Here is a 16,147-nt window from a genome sequence, read left to right on the forward strand (position 1 = left end):
GTGCGGCGTGGGCGCCGGTCACCGGACGGCCGCGCCGAGCCGCGATCGTGCCACCGCCGCCCCGTCCGTCAGCCGCCGGCGATCACGGGGGCGCGCCGCCGCCCAAGAACGGACGCGCGTCGACCGAGCTGAAAAGCATCGCCGGTACGAGGGACGTTGCTACTTGGCCTGGAATGGCACAGGGTTCCCCCGACCCGATGTAGCCAGGATGGCGGCGGTCGGAACCCGTCAAGGGCGCCCTTCGGGCGTCACTGCGTGATGGCTGCGCCACCCTTGACCGAACCCGTCCGCCGCTAGGTACAGGTCTCGACGGGTCGAGGGAAGGAAGGTGTGGGAAGAACAGCGGCTACGTCGCTACCCCGTCCACAGGATGTCGAGGATACGGAGCGTCTCTGCCTTCTCGTCCACCAGGAAGGTGAGCATGCCTTCGCCGCCGGCACCGAAGAAGGCGTGCCGGACCGCTGTCTGGTCTGCCCGTTCCGGTACCGCGTCCCACGGAGCTTCGAGGAGCTGGAGGAGGCGTTCAAGGAGCGGGCCGTTGCGGAGTCTCCTCGGGGAGTCCGTTCAACTCGTACAGCGCACGGCCGTGGAAGCCGTCGAAGCGGTACGTCACACTTGGCCTTCCCAGCCCGGCGGGGTGTAGCGGACGAAGGTGTCTTCCCTGCCCTGTAGCGCGTCCTGCACAGCCTCTTCGTAGCCGGGGCGGGCGTAGGCGATGGCCCGCAAGCGCCAGCGGCGTAGCAACGTCTGGACCTGCTTGAAGCGCGCCAGGTCGTGCGCGGCGTCGAGCGCCTCGTCATACTCGGCCCGGAACTGGTCGCGATGCGACGGCGGGAGCGCATCGAAGATCGCAGCCGGGTCCTCTCCGGGATCCCGCGATGCGGCCGGTTCCTCGGGCTGAGCGGTCATGATGCCAATCTACCCGTGTACCGCACACGGGGACGGGACTCCCCCGCAGGGCCACGTGCAAGATCCGGAGTATGCACGGAATGATCTCGTGGGCGGTGACGAGCTGCCGAGGAGTGTGCGCAGGTGGGCCGGGGCGCGGGGTCGTCGGAGAACCTCGGACTTCTCATCCGACGGTCGCGGGTTCGAATCCTGCCGGGCGCGCCACCCTCTCACCCGCACGAACGCCATGCCAGGGCGACGCGGGCGCTGTGGGGGGTCTTGGGCGGGCACGCCCGCAGACGGCCGTTCCGCCGCTGCAACTGCCGGCGAATGACCGCGGTGTCGTGCTACTTGGCGCCCGGCGAGGGGACCGACGGATCAGATGCCGGGTCGAGGTCTTCGCGCGGAGTGTCCTGCGGCTCGGCTTCGGCCGGTACGCGTACCAGCCAGACGGCGCACACGGCGGTGACCGCGGCCATGAGGACCAGCAGGACCCGGTAGTCGACGACCAGGGACAGTGCTGCGCCGAGCGCGATGGAGACGGTCTGCGGAGTGCTGACGACGCCCATCGCCGCGGTCAGCGCTCGGCCGCGCAGGGCGTCGGGCGTCCGTCGCTGCACCGCCATGACCAGGCCGACGGTCGTCCAGCACATGCCGAACCCGAAAAGGAACGCCCCCACCGCCACCGGGGGGATGGCGGGCGCCAGATAGACCAGGGACGCCATCGTCACCAGGGTGATGCCCAGCATCACCGTGCGCAGGTCACCGACGCGGCGGATGGCGGCGCCCGCCGCCAGGCCGGCGCAGACCGCGCCCGCGCCCTGCACACTGCTCAGCACGCCGACGAACGCGGGAGCGCGGTGAAGCCCGTCGTCGACGATGGAGAAGATGAGCGTCTGAGAGAAGCCCGTCACCAGCATGGCCAGGCCCAGTGCGCCCACCAGCGTGCGCAGCGGCGCGGACCGGTAGATGTGGCGCAGGCCCGACAGCACCTCTTCGCGCAACTCCAGTGCACCGGTGACATGACGCTGGTCACCGGGCGCCCGGATGAGCCACACGCATACCGCGGCCGCCAGGAACGTCGCCGCGTCCAGCAGAGCCACCACGTGACCGCCCGCCACTGTGAACAACGCCGCGCCGAAGAGGGGGGCCAGCAGCTTCACTCCGTCGGCGGAGGTCTGCAGCAGGCCGTTGGCGTCGGGGAGTGCGTCCTCGTCCACGATCGCCGTGACGAGGGCGGCCTGGGTGGCGGTGATGATCACACCGGCGATGCCGTAGCAGAGGATGACCGCGTACAGCACCCAGACCTGGCCCTCGCCGCGCACCAGCAGGCTGAGCAGCATGACGCCCGCCATCACCAGGTTGGTCACGATGAAGATCTGGCGGCGCGGGAACCTGTCGATGAGCACCCCGGCGAACGGGGCGAACAGGAACGGCAGGGCGACGAAGAAGAACGCGCCGCCCGCCGCGGCATTGCTGCCGGTCAGCTCCTTGACCCAGATGCCGAAGGCAATGATGAGCGCCCGGTCGCCCAGGGTCGACAAGGTCTGGCCGATGATCAGGAGTCGGAACCCACGATTGGTCAGCAGAACCCTCACGGGCGACCTCCTCGGCGGTGAGGCAGAACTACAAGACCATGCCATATCGGCGCGTTCGAAGATATGGAAGTCCGGTGGCCGGATCCGGCGCTCGGCAATTCCGCCCCGTCCATTTACGATCGGTAAAGATCATGTGTCGGACGATCAATCGGACACCTGAGCGACAGCACCGTCGTCCTCCCGGCCACCCCTTCGGGACGCGATGAACGGGCATGAGGCCGCTCGCCGGTTGCCGTCCGTGCGAGGAGGTCGAAATGTCGGAGGCGCCGGTCGCGGACCCGGTCGCGGGACTCGCGGAGCCCGCGGCGCTGCTGGATCCCTACTCCCTCTTCGGCCGCCTGCGCGAGAGCGCGCCCGTCTACCGCAGCGCCTTCCTCGACTCCTGGGTGGTGACAAGGTACGACGACTGCGCCGCGGTGCTCCGCGACACCGAATCGTTCGCCTCGGACTGGCGCCGGATCGGCGAGGACGTACCGGAGCCGCTGCTGAGCATCCAGTCGCTCGACCCGCCCGAGCACACGGTCATCCGGCACTTCATGGTCGACGCGGTCCGCGGTCTCGACCCGGGCATGCTGCGCGAGCGCATCGCCGCCCAGGTCCGCGCCCGAGCCGAGCGGCTGCGCGCGGCCGGGGAGTTCGACTGCGTCTCCGACCTCACCGCGCCACTCGCCCTGGACACCATCACCGCGGTGCTCGGGGTGCCGCCCATCGACGCCGCGTGGTTCCTGCCCGTGTCGCAGACGATCGTGAACGGCATGGACGCCGGGATCTGGCCGGAGACCGCCGGGCCCGCCGTGCAGGCCCGCGCCGAGCTGGCCGAATACACCGGCCGGTGGCTGGACGACCCCCCGGCGGACGGGCTGGTGGCGCATGTGGCGGCCAAGGCGCCCGGCTCCGGCATCGCGCGCCCGGTGCTGCTGAACACGCTGCGGGCCGTCCTGCACGCCGGGTTCGAATCGGCGGGGCGGCTGCTCAGCAACGCTCTGGTCGTCCTGCTGAACGAGCCGGACACTTTGGCACGTTTCACTCGGGCTGACCCCTCGCTCGCGGTGGAGGAACTGGTCCGGTACGTGACGCCGGTGCAGGCCGACGGGCGGGCGTGTGTACGGGAGACGCGCGTCGGCGGCCATGTCATCGCGCCCGGCGAAGCGGTGACGATGCTGCTGGCCGCCGCGAACCGGGATCCGGCCAAGTTCACCGAGCCCGACGAGCTGGACTTCGCCCGCCGGCCCAACCCGCATCTGGGGTTCGGCCGCGGCGCCCACTCGTGTCTCGGGCAGTCGCTGGCGGTCCTCCAGGCACAGGTCGTCCTCGGCCTGCTCGCGACCGAGTTCCCGGGAATCCGCCTTGCCGACGAGCCCGTCTACCACCGGAACCTCACGCTGCGAGGCGTGGCTCGACTCAGAGTCCGCCTCGGCTGACCGACCTCAGATCCGTCTTGACAGAAAGGAGGTGGCACTATGCGTTACCTCCACTGAGTGACATAGGCGGGTGCCCGGCATAACGGGGCGCGCTTCCAACCTGCCACGATATGCCGGGCATTCACTATTCCCCGCGCGGCCAGTCTCAGGGACTCTGCACATCTCAACCTGGTTTCTGTCTCTCGGCATCACATGATTTCTTCTGGAGCGCTTGATGAGGGTGTTTGTGCGCACGAAAACCGCCTTGGCGACCGGCCTCGTCACCATGACCGCCACCATCCTTTCGGCCGCTCCACCGTCCGCCACCCACGCCGCCGCAGCCTCGGCGTCCGCCCACGTGACGGCAGGTCGTTCGAGCGGGGGGTCTGAGGAGCTGTGGCTGGCGCGGCTGTTGGCGGGGTCCACCCGCGGCGACGACGCGTGGCGGCACCTGCGTGTCCTCGACCAGATCGCCGCACGGAACGGCGGGGTGCGCGCCACCGGCACGCCGGGGTTCGAGGCCTCCGCGCGCTACGCCGCCAAGGTGCTCACCGCCGCCGGCTACCGCGTCCACCAGCAGCAGGTGCCGTACACCGACTATCAGGTCGACGCGGAGAGCGCGACGGTGACCGCGCCCGCCGCCCGGCAGGTGCGCGCGCTGGTCATGCGCTGGTCACCCGTCACCCCGCCCGGCGGTCTCGACGCCCACCTCGTCGTGCCCCGGGCCGCGGCGGGCGACGCAGCCGGATGCTCCGCCGCCGACTATGACGGGCTGCCCGTGGCCGGATCCGTCGTGCTCGTACGGCGCGGATCCTGCGGCTACACGGCGCAGCAACGCGTCGCCGCCGAGCTCGGCGCCCGGGCGATGCTGATCTATCTGGACACGCCGAGTCCGAACAACATCTACCGGCTGCACGCGTTCAACCCGCAGGCGTTCACCATCCCGGTGGCCAGCGTCACGCAGGCGCAGGCCGGACAGCTCGCCCAGGAGGCCGGGCAGCATCAGGTGCGGCTGCGTCTCGACCTGCGCGGGCACGCGGTCGCGGGAGTCACCACCAACCTGTTCGCCGAGACGCGCGGCGGCAGCGACGACCGCACCGTCATGGCCGGCGCCCATCTGGACAGCGTGACCGAGGGGCCCGGCATCAACGACAACGCCGCCGCGGCCGCCGCGCTGATGGCGACCGCGCTGCGGCTGGCTCCCCATCAGGACAAGGTGCGCCACAAAGTACGGTTCGCGCTGTGGGGGGCCGAGGAGCTCATCGACATCGGCTCCAACTACTACGTGCGCAACCTGCCGCCGGCCGAACGCGCCAAGATCGCGCTCTACCTCAACTTCGAACTGATCGCCGCGCCGAACGGGGTGCGGTTCGTCCTCGACGGGGACGCGAGCGAGCAGCCGCCGGGCACCCCGCCTGGCCCGGCGGGTTCGCAGGTCGTGGAGAAGGTCTTCAAGGACTACTTCGACCGGGCCGGACTCCCCTACGAAAGCCACGACCTGCGGGCCGTCGGCTCCGACCACGAGCCGTTCATGGCCGCGGGCATCCCGGTCGGCGGCCTGAACGGCGGCGTCCTCGGGGTCAAGACCGCCGCGCAGGCGGCGCGGTTCGGCGGGGTGGCCGGGCAGCTGTACGACCCCTGCTACCACCAGCCATGCGACACGATCAGCAACCTCGACCGCCGGGCTCTCGGCGAGAACGTGCCCGCCATCGCGTGGGCCGTGGGCCGCTTCGCCCTCGACGTCTCCGACCTGCCCGCCGGCGCCCAGGAGCAGCGACCATGACGACGTACCACCAGGCCATCGAATCGCTGACGGATCCGCCCGCCCCCTACCCGCCGTCCTCGCCGATGGGGCTCAGCTTCGACGTCGATGCGCTGCGCGCCGACCTCGACCGGCTGCGGCACCAGCGGTGGCGCGCCCAGCGCGCTTACAGCCAGGACGGCACTGCCACGGAGTCCGGCGTGGACTGGCGCATCCTGCCGCTGCGCAGCGTCGGCGGCGATCCGGTACGGACCGACCCGGGCGGCGCGGGCCTGACCGACTTCGCCGACACCCCGTGGCTAGCCGGCGCCCCGGCCCTCGCACAGGTCATCGACGCCCTGCCGGCGCCGGTCCGGGGCGTACGGCTGATCGCCCTGGGCGCCGGTGCGACCGTGCACGAGCACCGCGACTACAAGTACGGGTTCGAACGCGGGCTCCTGCGGTTGCACGTGCCGATCGACACCAACCCGGACGCCGTCGTGGTCATCGACGGCGTGTCCGAGCACTGGACGGCGGGACGGCTGTGGTTCGGCGACTTCGGCCGAAGGCACTACGTGGCGAACGGCGGGGACCGCTCCCGGGTGCACATGGTGCTCGATTGCCTGGTCAGCCGGGAGGTCGTCGGGTTGCTGCCGGACGAGTTCCTGGAGCTGCTGCCGCTGAGCGAGGTGATGTTCGCCCGCGAACCGGTGCCGCTGACCACGTCCGAACGCGACCGGCTGTGCTGCCGCTTCCGGCTGCCGGGCGACTTCGCGCAGTGGTCGGAGGAGGAGGTCGAGGCCAGGCCCGACAGCGACGCCGCGGTCGTCGTGCACGAGGACCGGCTCGTCCTCGCCATCGACGGCGAGCCCGCCTTCGGCCTGGTGCATCTCGGGCTTGGCGAGTTCCGCCTCAGCGGCTGGAGCGAGGAACGCACCCTCGCCGTCGAGTCCACCGGCCAGGTGCGGATCAGGGAACGCGCCGGCCGCGCCCTCCGCGAGTGGACACGCCCGGCACAGTTCACCCACGGCGGTCGGACGACGCCGGCCACGCACGCTACGACACGCCCTCGTTCCGACCAGACAGGCAGGTGACTCGCATGTCCTCCCCCGCTCGGGTCGCTCCGCTCGGCACCGACCCGTACGCCTTCCAGCCCGGTTACTACGATCTCTTCCGCGCCTCCCGCGGAGAGGGCGCCCTCCCCGACCCCCGGTTCTTCGCCGACCGCGCACCCCAGGGCGGGCACGCGCTGGAGATCGGCGCGGGTACCGGCCGGATCACGCTGGCCGTGGCCGAGCGAGCCGCCACCGTCCTGTGCCTGGAGCGGTCCGCCACCATGCGCGCGGTGCTGCTGGCCAAGCTCGCCGAACGCCCGCACCTGCGCGCCCGCGTCACCGTGCTCGACCGCGCGGCGCCCCACTTCGACCTGGCCCGCCGCTTCGACTTCGTGTACCTGGCGGGTGTGCTGGAGCACGTGCCGCACCCCGAACGGCCTGCGCTCTTCGAGGCGATCGCCGAGCATCTGGCCGAGGACGGCGAGGTGGCGATGGACATGGTGCTGTCAGAACCCGTACCGGACTGGCCCGAGCACGTCGCCGACGAGGCCACCCTCGGCGACTGCCGGTACGAGATGTCGTGCGAGGCGCGGCCCGACGGCGACGACCAGGCGCACCTGCGGTTCGTCTACCGCACGTACTACCAGGGCGATCTGGTGGCGACCGAAGTGGTGGAACGCGCCCACTACCTGCACCGGCCGGACGCCGTCGTCGCCGACCTGGCGGCGGTCGGGCTGACCCCGACGGCCGGAACCGCCCTCCACCCCGTCGCCAACGGCGAAGACCCCGGCACTCTGGTCGCCCGCCTTACGACCTGACCGACCAAACGTCATCCACTTCATCCTGAGGAGAGTTCGCGTGCAGGTCATCGGCGTCGGTTTCCTCCGAACAGGTACGACTTCACTCGCGCTGGCACTCGACCGGCTCGGGTACGGCCCGTGCTACAACATGCGGGTCCTCAACGCCGAGCCGGAGCGGGCCGCCGACTGGGCCGCCGCGATGGACGGCCGGCCGGTGGACTGGGGGAAGGTGTTCGCGGGCTACGGCTGCGCCGTCGGCTCGCCGGCCACCGCGTTCTGGCGCGACATCGTCGACGCGTTCCCGGACGCCAAGGTGGTGCTGACCGTCCGCGATCCGCAACGCTGGTACGACAGCGCCGCGCAGACCATGTCCGCCGTGCTCGCCAAGCCGCCGCTCCTCGTGCGGGTCCTGAGCTGGCGAGGCCCGCGCCGGCCCGATCCCGAAGCGGAGGTCCTCGACCGCGTCCAGCGGACGACGTGGCACCGTGAGATCGGCGGGCCGTTCGGCGACCGTGCGGAGATGGCCGAAAGATTCGAACGGCATGTCGCCGAAGTGAGGGCGCACGTGCCCGAAGACCGGCTGCTGGTGTTCGAGGTCAAGGACGGATGGGCGCCGCTGTGCGCCTTCCTCGGCCTACCGGTCCCCGACGAGCCGTTCCCCCGGGAGAACGACGCGGCCACGTTCAAACGGCGGCAGCGGCAGGCCCTGAAGAGAACGCTGGCCCCCCGGATCCTCGCCACCACCGCGATCGCGACCGGCGCCGCAATCACCTGGGCAATACACCGCAAACGCCACAGGTAGTTCCAGTGCGGCCGCCGCGGCGGCCCGTGGGGTCAGCGGGGCTTGACCTCGCGCAGGCGGCCCGTCTCGACCTCGTACACGAATCCGCGCACCGCGCCGGTGTGCGGGATGAACGGGTCGGCCTTGATCCTGCCGATGGACTGCTGGACGTCCTGGTCGGGGTCGGTGAAAGCCTCGGCCGACCAGTCCGGCTTCAGGCCGATCTCGTCCTGGACGGCGGCCTTGAAGCCGTCGTCGGTGAAGGTGAGCATGCCGCAGTCGGTGTGATGGATCAGGACGATCTCTCGGGTGCCGAGCAGCCGCTGGCTGATGGCCAGGCTGCGGCGCACGTCCGCGGTGACCACTCCGCCGGCGTTCCGTATGACGTGCGCGTCCCCCTCTGCCAGGCCGAGCAGCCCGTAGGGGTTGAGGCGAGCGTCCATGCACGCGACCACCGCCACCCCCTTGGCGGGCGGCAGGGGCAGGTCGCCCTTGCCGAAACCCGCCGCGTAGCGCTCGGCGTTGGCGAGCAATCCGTCCGTCGTGCTCATGAGTCCTCCACCCGTGCGAGAGTCCGGCGTCGGCCGCTCCGGCGGTTGCCTCCGGCTGGAACATGACCATATACCAACTAAATAAGTAGGAATAGTTCCCTACTGGCGATGGGCGCGTCACCCCGCCGTTCGCTAGAGACTCTCGGTGAGTCCGCCGGTGCTGCCTATGGTGTCGGGGCATCCCCCCTGGCTGACGGCGCGGATGCCGCCGCCGCGGGCGGCCGGGACGCAGGCGGTGGTCCGGGGGCCGCGGGACGGGGTGTAGAGGGAGGCGGCGAGGGAGCCGACCAGCGTTGTCAGGCGGGTCAGCCCGGCGTCGAGCGACGGGGCGGCGAGGCACTCGACGAGGGCGGTGCCCACGATGACGCCGTCGGCGGAGGTCGCGACTTCGGCGGCGTGGGCCGGGGTGGAGATGCCGAAGCCCACGCAGACAGAAGTGGTCGTGACCCGGCGCACCCGGTCGACGAGGTTCTTCGCCTGGACGACGTCCACCTCGCCGGAGCCGGTGAGACCGAGGCGGCCCGCCGCGTAGACGAAGCCGGTGCAGGCCGAGGCGATACGGGAGATCCGCTCGTCGGAAGCGTCCGGAGGGACGACGAGGATCCGGGCGAGCCCGTGCGCGTCGGTGCTCGCCGTCCATTCCGGCGCCCTGCCGTCGGGCAGATCCGGAACGATCGCCCCGCAGCCCCCCGCGATGGCGAGGTCGCGCGCGAACCGCTCGGCCCCGTACCGCTCCACGGGCTCCCAGTACGTCATGCAGACCACGGGGACCCCCGCCGAGGCGAGGGCCGTCACGGCGGTGAACAGGTCGGCGATCCGGGTCCCGCCCCGCAACGCGCTCTCGGTGGCCTGCCTGATCACAGGTCCGTCCATGACCGGATCATGGTGGGGCAGGCCGATCTCGACGATGTCGACACCGGCCTCGACCATGGCGAACATGGCCTCGATCGAGGCCGGCACGCTGGGATGGCCGATCGGCAGATAGCCGATCAACGCCGGCCGGCCCCGCTCCCGCTTCGCGGCGAGAACGCTCTCCAGCCATGCGCGACCATCCTGCTCGCCCATCCGCCACCCCCTCCAGCACCCGGCCCGCGGCCACCAGTAGTCGATCTTGGACATACTGTGGGGTACGAACCGCTTCCGGGAAGGGGTTTCGCATTAACAATTGTTGCGCTCGATGAACTTCCTCCTCCGCCTCGTGGCCTCCAGGGTGCACCTCGGGGGCCGGAAGGGGCGGTGCGGCGTCCGACCGCGCCGAGCTCGTCCCGTGCACGTCGCCAGCGGGTGAATCTGTGGAAGGCCCAGGCGTTGGCGGTTGTGTGGTCGTCGACGACCGAGCCGATGCAGTCGAACGACGTCAGCCGGGGCAGGCGGCCGGCCCCAGGGCGCGGCGTCCGCCGCCGACGGGGATGCGGCCGAGTTCCTTGACGTCCACGTGCACCGGTTCACCGAGCCGGTCGCGCTCGCAGCGGCGGCCGATCTGGCCGGTGGACCGATCGAGCCAGGCCAGCCGCTGCAGAACCGGCCGAACATCACCGGCAAAAGCCCCGACTGGAAGGCAGCCCTGAACGCCCTGGCGCTGCACTACGGTGACCGCATCACCCTGAACTGAAAGCCGATTACCACTTCACCCGCAGACTTTCAGACGGTCTCATCCCTGGCCAACCTCGCCAAGCACACGATCGACCATCCCATGAGGCTGATCAAGACCCCGTTTGAAACGCATCCAGCACCGGCCTGCCCTACTCAACGGCCTCCTCGCCCACACCCACCTACCACTCTGGTAACTCCCACTATTGAAGCTCTCTGGAAATACCGGTGTTCAGTCGCTCGCGGGGGCCACACCCAAGGCCTCGCTGATGGCGTCGTCGAGCGTCAGATAGCTGTCCAAAGCGAAGAAACCGCAGGGCTCGATGCGCTCGTTGAGCACATCGCCTCGGTCGTTGACATAAACTTTTTTTACCGGATTGTAGAAGCAATGCATGGCGAGCACGTCACTGTCTTCGAGCGGCACGTGCACGACGTTCTCAAAGAAGCCCTTGAGCCAGGGCTGCCGGTTGATGAACTTCGGTGGGACCAGCAGGTCGTCCACCGTCAGCGCTCCCAACTCGGGGACCTTCTCCTTCGAACGATGGCCGTAGAGGTAGATGAGGTTGTCCCCCGGCATGGGAGAATCTCCCATCGGCATGTCGACCCTGATCACCCGGCCGAACATGAAGTACTCGCCGGCCTGGGGAACGCGGAAGGCAAAGACGTCACCTTCCCGCAACTTCCGCCGTGACGGTTTCAATATCTCCATGTTCCGCTCTTCGAACCCACCTAGCAGCCATTAGACTTAAGCCATACCTCATCCTATGTTACAGCACGCTTGCAGTACTCGCCACGCCGCGGACTGATGCTGTTGATCTTATTGACGTAGTGTGGATTCCCGTTGATCATGGCTTGCTCGATCGCGCGCGCCTCGCCTCGAGTTAATCTTGAACCGGACGTGATCGGTGAAATCCTGAATCTCGCGCCGTGTTTCGATTGCCGCTTCCTTAAATTGATCGTGATACCGACGTATACGTCCGTTCCCCTTTTTTGTCATAGCCCAGGTACACCTGATAGCTCTTCCGCGTGTTATAACCGCTGCGGAGCCCGGCGGGAAGCAACTTGGCCAGGATCCTGGCGAGCGCGGAGCCGGTCCCCCTCCTTGATCGGCGGCATGCCGGGTGCCTTGCCGCACCAGTCGGGATTCGCCGTGCAGATTCCCGCACGGCTGACCGGCGATGAGGCCTACGGCGACAACACCGCGCTGCGCCGCCGCTGCACCGGCCGCAGCGTGAACTACGTCTTCGCGGTCTCCTGCGACCACCCGCTCGTACTCGGCGGCGCCCGCACCGGGCCGACACCGCCTTCGCCGCGGGTGAGACGGCGTGGCAGCGGGTCTCGTGCGGGGGACGGGGCCAAGGGCCGCCGCTGGTACGACTGGGCGTGGATCGGCCCGGGCGAACACCAGGGCGAACACCAGTGGATGCTGGCCCGCCGGTCGATCAGCGACCCCACCGACCTGGAGTTCTCCCAGTGCGCAGCCAACTGGCCGGTGCGCGTGCCCGAGTTGGTGCGGGTGGCCGGATCCCGCTGGAGCGTCGAGGAATGCTTCCGCCGGTTCGGGGAGCGGGGTGGTCGACCGGCGCCGCACCAGGCCCGCCCGGGTACGGTCCGCCGCCGGCCGTCGACGGCGGGCCGGAGCACGGCCCCGGCGCTGGGTGATGCCAGGCACCACACCAGCCGCGTGGAGCAGGTAGGCGGCGGTCTTCTCGGCGGCCGTGTGCGCGACCTCAGGTAGGACGGAGGTGTAGGTGTCGGCGGTCAGCACGATGCTGGAATGCCCGAGCATCTCCTGTACCACCTTCACCTGCGCCCCGGCCGCGCGCGCCAAAGTGGCGGCGCCGTGGCGCAGGTCGTGGAGCCGGATCGGCGGCACATCGTGCTCGGCGATCAGTCTCTGGAACACGTAGGTGAGCCGACCCGGGGCGACCGGGCCACCGTTGAGGTTGGTGAACACATACCCGTTGTCGTGGTACCCCTCACCATAGGCCGCTACCTCGGCCTGCTGCCGGGAGCGGTGCACGCGCAGCGCCGCGATGGTGGTGCGGTCCAGCGCGATCATCCGGGTGCTGTGCGCGGTCCTGGGCGGGCACACCAGTTTTCGGCAGGGACAGGGTCATGCGGAGCGTCGCCGGGTCGTAGTCGTAGCCGACGTTGACGTTCTTGCTTCCCGCCGACAGAACGTACCCGCGGACCTGCGGGCTATCGAAAGATCCTGAGGCTAGAGCTCCTTGGATCGGAAGACTCTCATGGTGCCGATGCCTTCTCGGTATGACCACACGTTTACACCATCATGCTGAATTCGAACTGTCGCCTCGGATTCAGCACTTCGAACATTCAGGCTATGACCTGTCAGGAATGACTTCAACATTATTCTGCGACAGAATACTAAGAAGCAAGTCGAATTTGGAAATCGACCCGCCGGCAATATCTACCACTCCAGACAAGGACGAGCGCGCAACGGAAATGTTCTGCCAAATCAGCCGAACCGGGGCGCCTTGGAGATAATCCTCAAGAGACTCGTCCAATTCGGTAAAACTACACCCCATATACCCTCCTGGGCCACGGAAAGCCTCGCCAATCGCACAGAAGAAACTCGCGACATCCTTGATTTCATCACCCTCCATAACGAACTCTCGAGGGGGAACCGAATGCTCCCCCTTAGAAGGGTATTCGGCGTACCTGAGACCGGCTACTTCTAGCCACGCTTCACGGGCTCCGACCTGAAGCGTGCACCATTCACCGCGCTGCGGCCGGGAAACGCGGAACCTGTCCCACAACCTGCGGGCCTCGGCATGCGGAGCCAAACCCGTTCGTGCCGTGACGACTAGATATTCCGGCGTATCCCCGGCTACTAGCTTGGCGGCCCACAGCACGTAGCGCCCCATGGGCCGACCTTCGGTGTCGAGGACAAGAACCTCGATGTCCCCCCTAAGCGTCTCGATCGGCGCGTTTAGGGTCGGCCGCACAAGCCTGAAGGTGACTCGGGCGTTCTCGGCGTCGAGCAACGCGCCGAAGTCGTCGTCGCTGTAGCGCCCGACAAAAAACCCTTCCAGATCGCAGGCGGATACGAATGTGTCACTTTCCTCGAACCGGACAGAATACTTCACTGACAACGTCGCCCACCTTCCACTGGGAACACGTCGAATCAACAGGTAACAACGGTGATCTTCTGGTACTTGACTTTCGGGTCCGTGCAGCCTGGCAGGACGGCGGCCTCGTCTTCACCACGCCGACTGGACGGCCTCTCGACCCAGCCAACCTCACCCGCCGCTTCCTCAACCGGGCCCGACTCCGACGCATCCGCTTCCACGACCTTCGCCACTCGACCGCCACTCTGCTCCTGGAACAGGGCGTCGACCTCGTCGTGATCAAGGAACTCCTCGGCCACGCCCACATCGGCGTCACCGCCGGCGTCTACGCCCATGTCCGACTCCGCCTCCCGCGCGACGCCATCGACACTCTGGGCCATGCTCTCGGCAGCCAGGAAGACGACCTTGACGACCCACCAGCCGCAGCCGTCGTCCGCTGACGTTGCCGTCACCGTTGCCGTCGACGGCTCAGAAGCCCCACCAGAACAAACTCTAGTGGGGATTCCGGCGATATAACTACTTTGCGGATTGGCCCAACGCGGCACAATGCCACGCTGACATTGCAACATTATGCGCTTCCACCACGGCCGGGGCCTGCGCACTGTCCGCTCGCTCCGCACCCTGGCGCCTGGTTCGCTATTCGACCGGATTCGGCACCAATTCCTGAAAATTTCCTTTCGCCAAGGCTTCGACGGTCTTGCGGATCTCGGCCTTTGTTACCGATCGGACGACCAGCAAGTTAGGAACGGCGAAATACGCGCGATCCGAATCCAGCTCATCATCGAGTTCTTGAACAAGGCGAGTCCGGTCGTAGACCGCAAGTTCGAAGGATCGATTCTCTGCACTCACGACCACTCCCGCCAGATAGCCTTTGGCCTCGGTCTCAGCCTCATAGCCATCGAGATAATCGGGAAACCTTACGTCGTACGTCGCCAAGTTCATCCGCCTCCACCGCACATGCACCGAATTTTCGATAGCTCCTCAGCGTACCTCGCCGGGGTTAGATTTGCTCCTGGCGCAGGTACGATTTCATAATGCCTCAAATCCTTGCCTCGTTGAATGACTCGAAGCGTGTCAGGCATGGATGCCGGATCAATTCCATGTGACTCGAAACCACCGCCGAAACGTCGATCGGCGTTCCGGTGGCGGTCACGGCGACCCTGACACGGCCGCCGTCCAGCGCGGCGTTCTCCCCCTTGCGCAGCATTGCCAGCCTTCCTCGCCCGGAACATGGGGCTTCTCGCCCCCATCACGTCCGACGCCAGCCGCTGACGCAGGGTTGACACCCGGCTCCCGACCCCCGGGGAAGCGCCGGCCATGTGCGCGGCGCCGGCTCAGGCGTGGAGGAGGTCGGCGGCGGCCGCTACACGGGCGGCCTGTCCGTCGCGTCCTTCCTGAAGACGGTGACCTGGCAGCGGATCGACACCGACGAAGGGGTCCGCACGGTCGCGCCGCACGTCGTCACCATCTCGCAGGCCGACCTCATGCCCGCACACGAGGCCACCGCCGCCAAGCGGCTGGAGCGCCTGCCCCGCGACTGAGGCCCCCGCAGGCCCGGACGAGGCCGAATCCACCTGGAGGGGTGGTTCTGCGCCGGGCATAACCACCCCGTCGGCCGGACGGGGCAGAACTGCGGCGGCCGTCCGGTTCCGTCCGGTCAGCGGACGGCCGTGGGGGTGAAGCCGAGAGCGGTGAGGGCGCCCGTTCCCTGGACGGCGTGGTCGCCGCCCGCGAGCAGCAGGGTGCGGGCCGACTGGTAGCGGCAGCCCGCGGCGTCGAAGGCGTCCACCGTGGCGAGCAACCGCTCCGGGGCGCCGTCGAGGAGCGCCCCGGCGCGTTCCACGATCGCACCGGCGACCGGGTTGCCGGCGGTGATCCTGCGGGCGTCGGCCAGGCGTTCGCGGGCGTCGGGGCTTCCCGCGAGGACCGAGGCCTCCGCGCGCAGGGCCACGTACCAGTGGAGCCAGATCCAGGTGACCCACCTCCACACCTCGCCGGGGTCGGGGGCCAGCCGCTCCAGCGCTTCCTGCGCGTGCCCGTTGTGGAGCAGCGGCATCGCGTCGAGCACCGCGCCGTAGCCGTGGACCCGGTTCGGTGACGTGCCGAACCGCCCCAGGATCGTGTTCCACTCGTTCCGGGCGTCCCGGTCTCCGCGGAGGCCGTGGATCATCGCGACGGCGGTCACCGCCGGTTCGAGCTCCGGCCAGACGGGGCTGCCGCTCCGCCGCCACCCGTCCAGGAACCGGACGGCGCCGGTGAGCACGCCCTCGGCGTCGCCCGCCAGCGCGTCGGCGACCAGCTGCCAGCTCGTCGCGCGGTGCCCCACCTCGGCGAGCGACGGGTGGTCCGCGAGGCGTCTCGCCCAGTGCCGGGCGTCGGGCAGGTCCCCGACGCCGATGCCGGTCTGGGCGGCCTCGCCGAGGGCCTGGACGAGCTCGTGGGCGACGGCGGGCGTGGTCCGCGCGGACGACAGGAGGGTGACGCGGCGGCGGGCCGTGGCCGCGGCGGCGAACGCGTCGCCGACCCAGCTCTGGACGGCGGAGAGCGCGTCGAGCGCGGCGGACTCGGCGGACGGGACGCCGGTGCGGTGGGCGAGTCCGACCGCGTCCTCGGCGCGCGCAAGCGTCCGCGCGACGGCGTCGTCGCGCCGC

General features: G+C 69.0%; 16 protein-coding genes and 3 pseudogenes. 8 read left to right on the forward strand and 11 right to left on the reverse strand.

The window, feature by feature from the left end:
* Nucleotides 1-609 precede the first annotated feature (609 nt).
* Nucleotides 610-909, reverse strand: coding sequence for a DUF6247 family protein (locus AB0K37_RS32335; protein ID WP_360353022.1), 300 nt, complete (start codon nt 907-909; stop codon nt 610-612).
* A gap of 326 nt (nt 910-1,235) precedes the next feature.
* Entirely contained in the window at nt 1,236-2,486 is a 1,251-nt protein-coding gene (locus tag AB0K37_RS32340) for an MFS transporter (protein ID WP_363987444.1), read from the reverse strand.
* Nucleotides 2,487-2,740: 254 nt separating this feature from the next.
* On the opposite strand from AB0K37_RS32340, the gene AB0K37_RS32345 reads away from it, so the two are divergent.
* The 5 genes from AB0K37_RS32345 (at nt 2,741) to AB0K37_RS32365 (ending at nt 8,284) form a co-directional block, all read left to right on the forward strand.
* A complete protein-coding gene (locus AB0K37_RS32345) occupies nt 2,741-3,907 on the forward strand; it encodes a cytochrome P450 (protein WP_363987446.1) in 1,167 nt (388 codons plus the stop codon).
* 226 nt (nt 3,908-4,133) lie between these two features.
* Nucleotides 4,134-5,669 carry a M28 family peptidase gene (locus tag AB0K37_RS32350; protein WP_363987448.1) on the forward strand — a complete coding sequence of 512 codons (1,536 nt, stop codon included), beginning with the start codon at nt 4,134-4,136 and terminating at the stop codon, nt 5,667-5,669.
* Nucleotides 5,666-6,721, forward strand: a complete 1,056-nt coding sequence (locus AB0K37_RS32355; RefSeq protein ID WP_363987450.1) for an aspartyl/asparaginyl beta-hydroxylase domain-containing protein — start codon at nt 5,666-5,668, stop codon at nt 6,719-6,721. The genes AB0K37_RS32350 and AB0K37_RS32355 overlap by 4 nt, the downstream gene beginning before the upstream one ends.
* 5 nt (nt 6,722-6,726) lie before the next feature.
* A complete protein-coding gene (locus AB0K37_RS32360; protein ID WP_363987452.1) occupies nt 6,727-7,500 on the forward strand; it encodes a class I SAM-dependent methyltransferase in 774 nt (257 codons plus the stop codon).
* Between the two features lie 40 nt (nt 7,501-7,540).
* Nucleotides 7,541-8,284, forward strand: coding sequence for a sulfotransferase family protein (locus tag AB0K37_RS32365; protein ID WP_363987454.1), 744 nt, complete (start codon nt 7,541-7,543; stop codon nt 8,282-8,284).
* Nucleotides 8,285-8,316: 32 nt separating this feature from the next.
* Here AB0K37_RS32365 and AB0K37_RS32370 read toward each other — a convergent pair whose 3' ends face one another.
* The 4 genes and pseudogenes from AB0K37_RS32370 to AB0K37_RS32385 form a co-directional block, all read right to left on the reverse strand.
* Nucleotides 8,317-8,814, reverse strand: a complete 498-nt coding sequence (locus tag AB0K37_RS32370) for a carbonic anhydrase (protein WP_363987456.1) — start codon at nt 8,812-8,814, stop codon at nt 8,317-8,319.
* A 132-nt stretch (nt 8,815-8,946) separates the two neighbouring features.
* A complete protein-coding gene (gene trpA / locus AB0K37_RS32375) occupies nt 8,947-9,879 on the reverse strand; it encodes a tryptophan synthase subunit alpha (protein ID WP_363987457.1) in 933 nt (310 codons plus the stop codon).
* A 307-nt stretch (nt 9,880-10,186) separates the two neighbouring features.
* A pseudogene (locus AB0K37_RS32380) lies at nt 10,187-10,324 on the reverse strand (IS481 family transposase); the annotation flags it as partial.
* 312 nt (nt 10,325-10,636) lie between these two features.
* Entirely contained in the window at nt 10,637-11,113 is a 477-nt protein-coding gene (locus tag AB0K37_RS32385) for an Imm26 family immunity protein (RefSeq protein ID WP_363987459.1), read from the reverse strand.
* Between the two features lie 441 nt (nt 11,114-11,554).
* Between AB0K37_RS32385 and AB0K37_RS32390 the strand changes: the two genes are divergently transcribed.
* Entirely contained in the window at nt 11,555-12,142 is a 588-nt protein-coding gene (locus tag AB0K37_RS32390) for a hypothetical protein (RefSeq protein WP_363987467.1), read from the forward strand.
* Nucleotides 12,143-12,151: 9 nt separating this feature from the next.
* Here AB0K37_RS32390 and AB0K37_RS32395 read toward each other — a convergent pair.
* A pseudogene (locus AB0K37_RS32395) lies at nt 12,152-12,466 on the reverse strand (tyrosine-type recombinase/integrase); the annotation flags it as partial.
* A gap of 280 nt (nt 12,467-12,746) precedes the next feature.
* Entirely contained in the window at nt 12,747-13,520 is a 774-nt protein-coding gene (locus tag AB0K37_RS32400) for a hypothetical protein (protein WP_363987469.1), read from the reverse strand.
* Here AB0K37_RS32400 and AB0K37_RS32405 point away from each other — a divergent pair.
* Nucleotides 13,478-13,936, forward strand: a complete 459-nt coding sequence (locus tag AB0K37_RS32405) for a tyrosine-type recombinase/integrase (protein WP_363987460.1) — start codon at nt 13,478-13,480, stop codon at nt 13,934-13,936. The two genes, AB0K37_RS32400 and AB0K37_RS32405, sit on opposite strands and share 43 nt — an antisense overlap.
* Before the next feature lie 196 nt (nt 13,937-14,132).
* Here the strand turns inward: AB0K37_RS32405 and AB0K37_RS32410 are convergent, their stop codons facing one another.
* Together AB0K37_RS32410 and AB0K37_RS32415 are read right to left on the reverse strand one after the other, a co-directional pair.
* Nucleotides 14,133-14,432: a hypothetical protein gene (locus AB0K37_RS32410; protein ID WP_363987462.1), complete on the reverse strand. Its 300-nt coding sequence runs from the start codon at nt 14,430-14,432 to the stop codon at nt 14,133-14,135.
* 103 nt (nt 14,433-14,535) lie between these two features.
* Nucleotides 14,536-14,703, reverse strand: a complete 168-nt coding sequence (locus tag AB0K37_RS32415) for a hypothetical protein (protein ID WP_363987464.1) — start codon at nt 14,701-14,703, stop codon at nt 14,536-14,538.
* Between the two features lie 112 nt (nt 14,704-14,815).
* Between AB0K37_RS32415 and AB0K37_RS32420 the strand changes: the two genes are divergently transcribed.
* On the forward strand, nt 14,816-15,037 hold the full coding sequence (locus AB0K37_RS32420; protein ID WP_363987466.1) for a histidinol dehydrogenase: 222 nt from the start codon (nt 14,816-14,818) through the stop codon (nt 15,035-15,037).
* A 116-nt stretch (nt 15,038-15,153) separates the two neighbouring features.
* Here the strand turns inward: AB0K37_RS32420 and AB0K37_RS32425 are convergent.
* Nucleotides 15,154-16,147 (reverse strand): annotated as a pseudogene (locus AB0K37_RS32425) (ATPase); the annotation flags it as partial.

Source organism: Actinomadura sp. NPDC049753, assembly GCF_040674655.1.
Classification (GTDB): domain Bacteria; phylum Actinomycetota; class Actinomycetes; order Streptosporangiales; family Streptosporangiaceae; genus Spirillospora; species Spirillospora verrucosospora.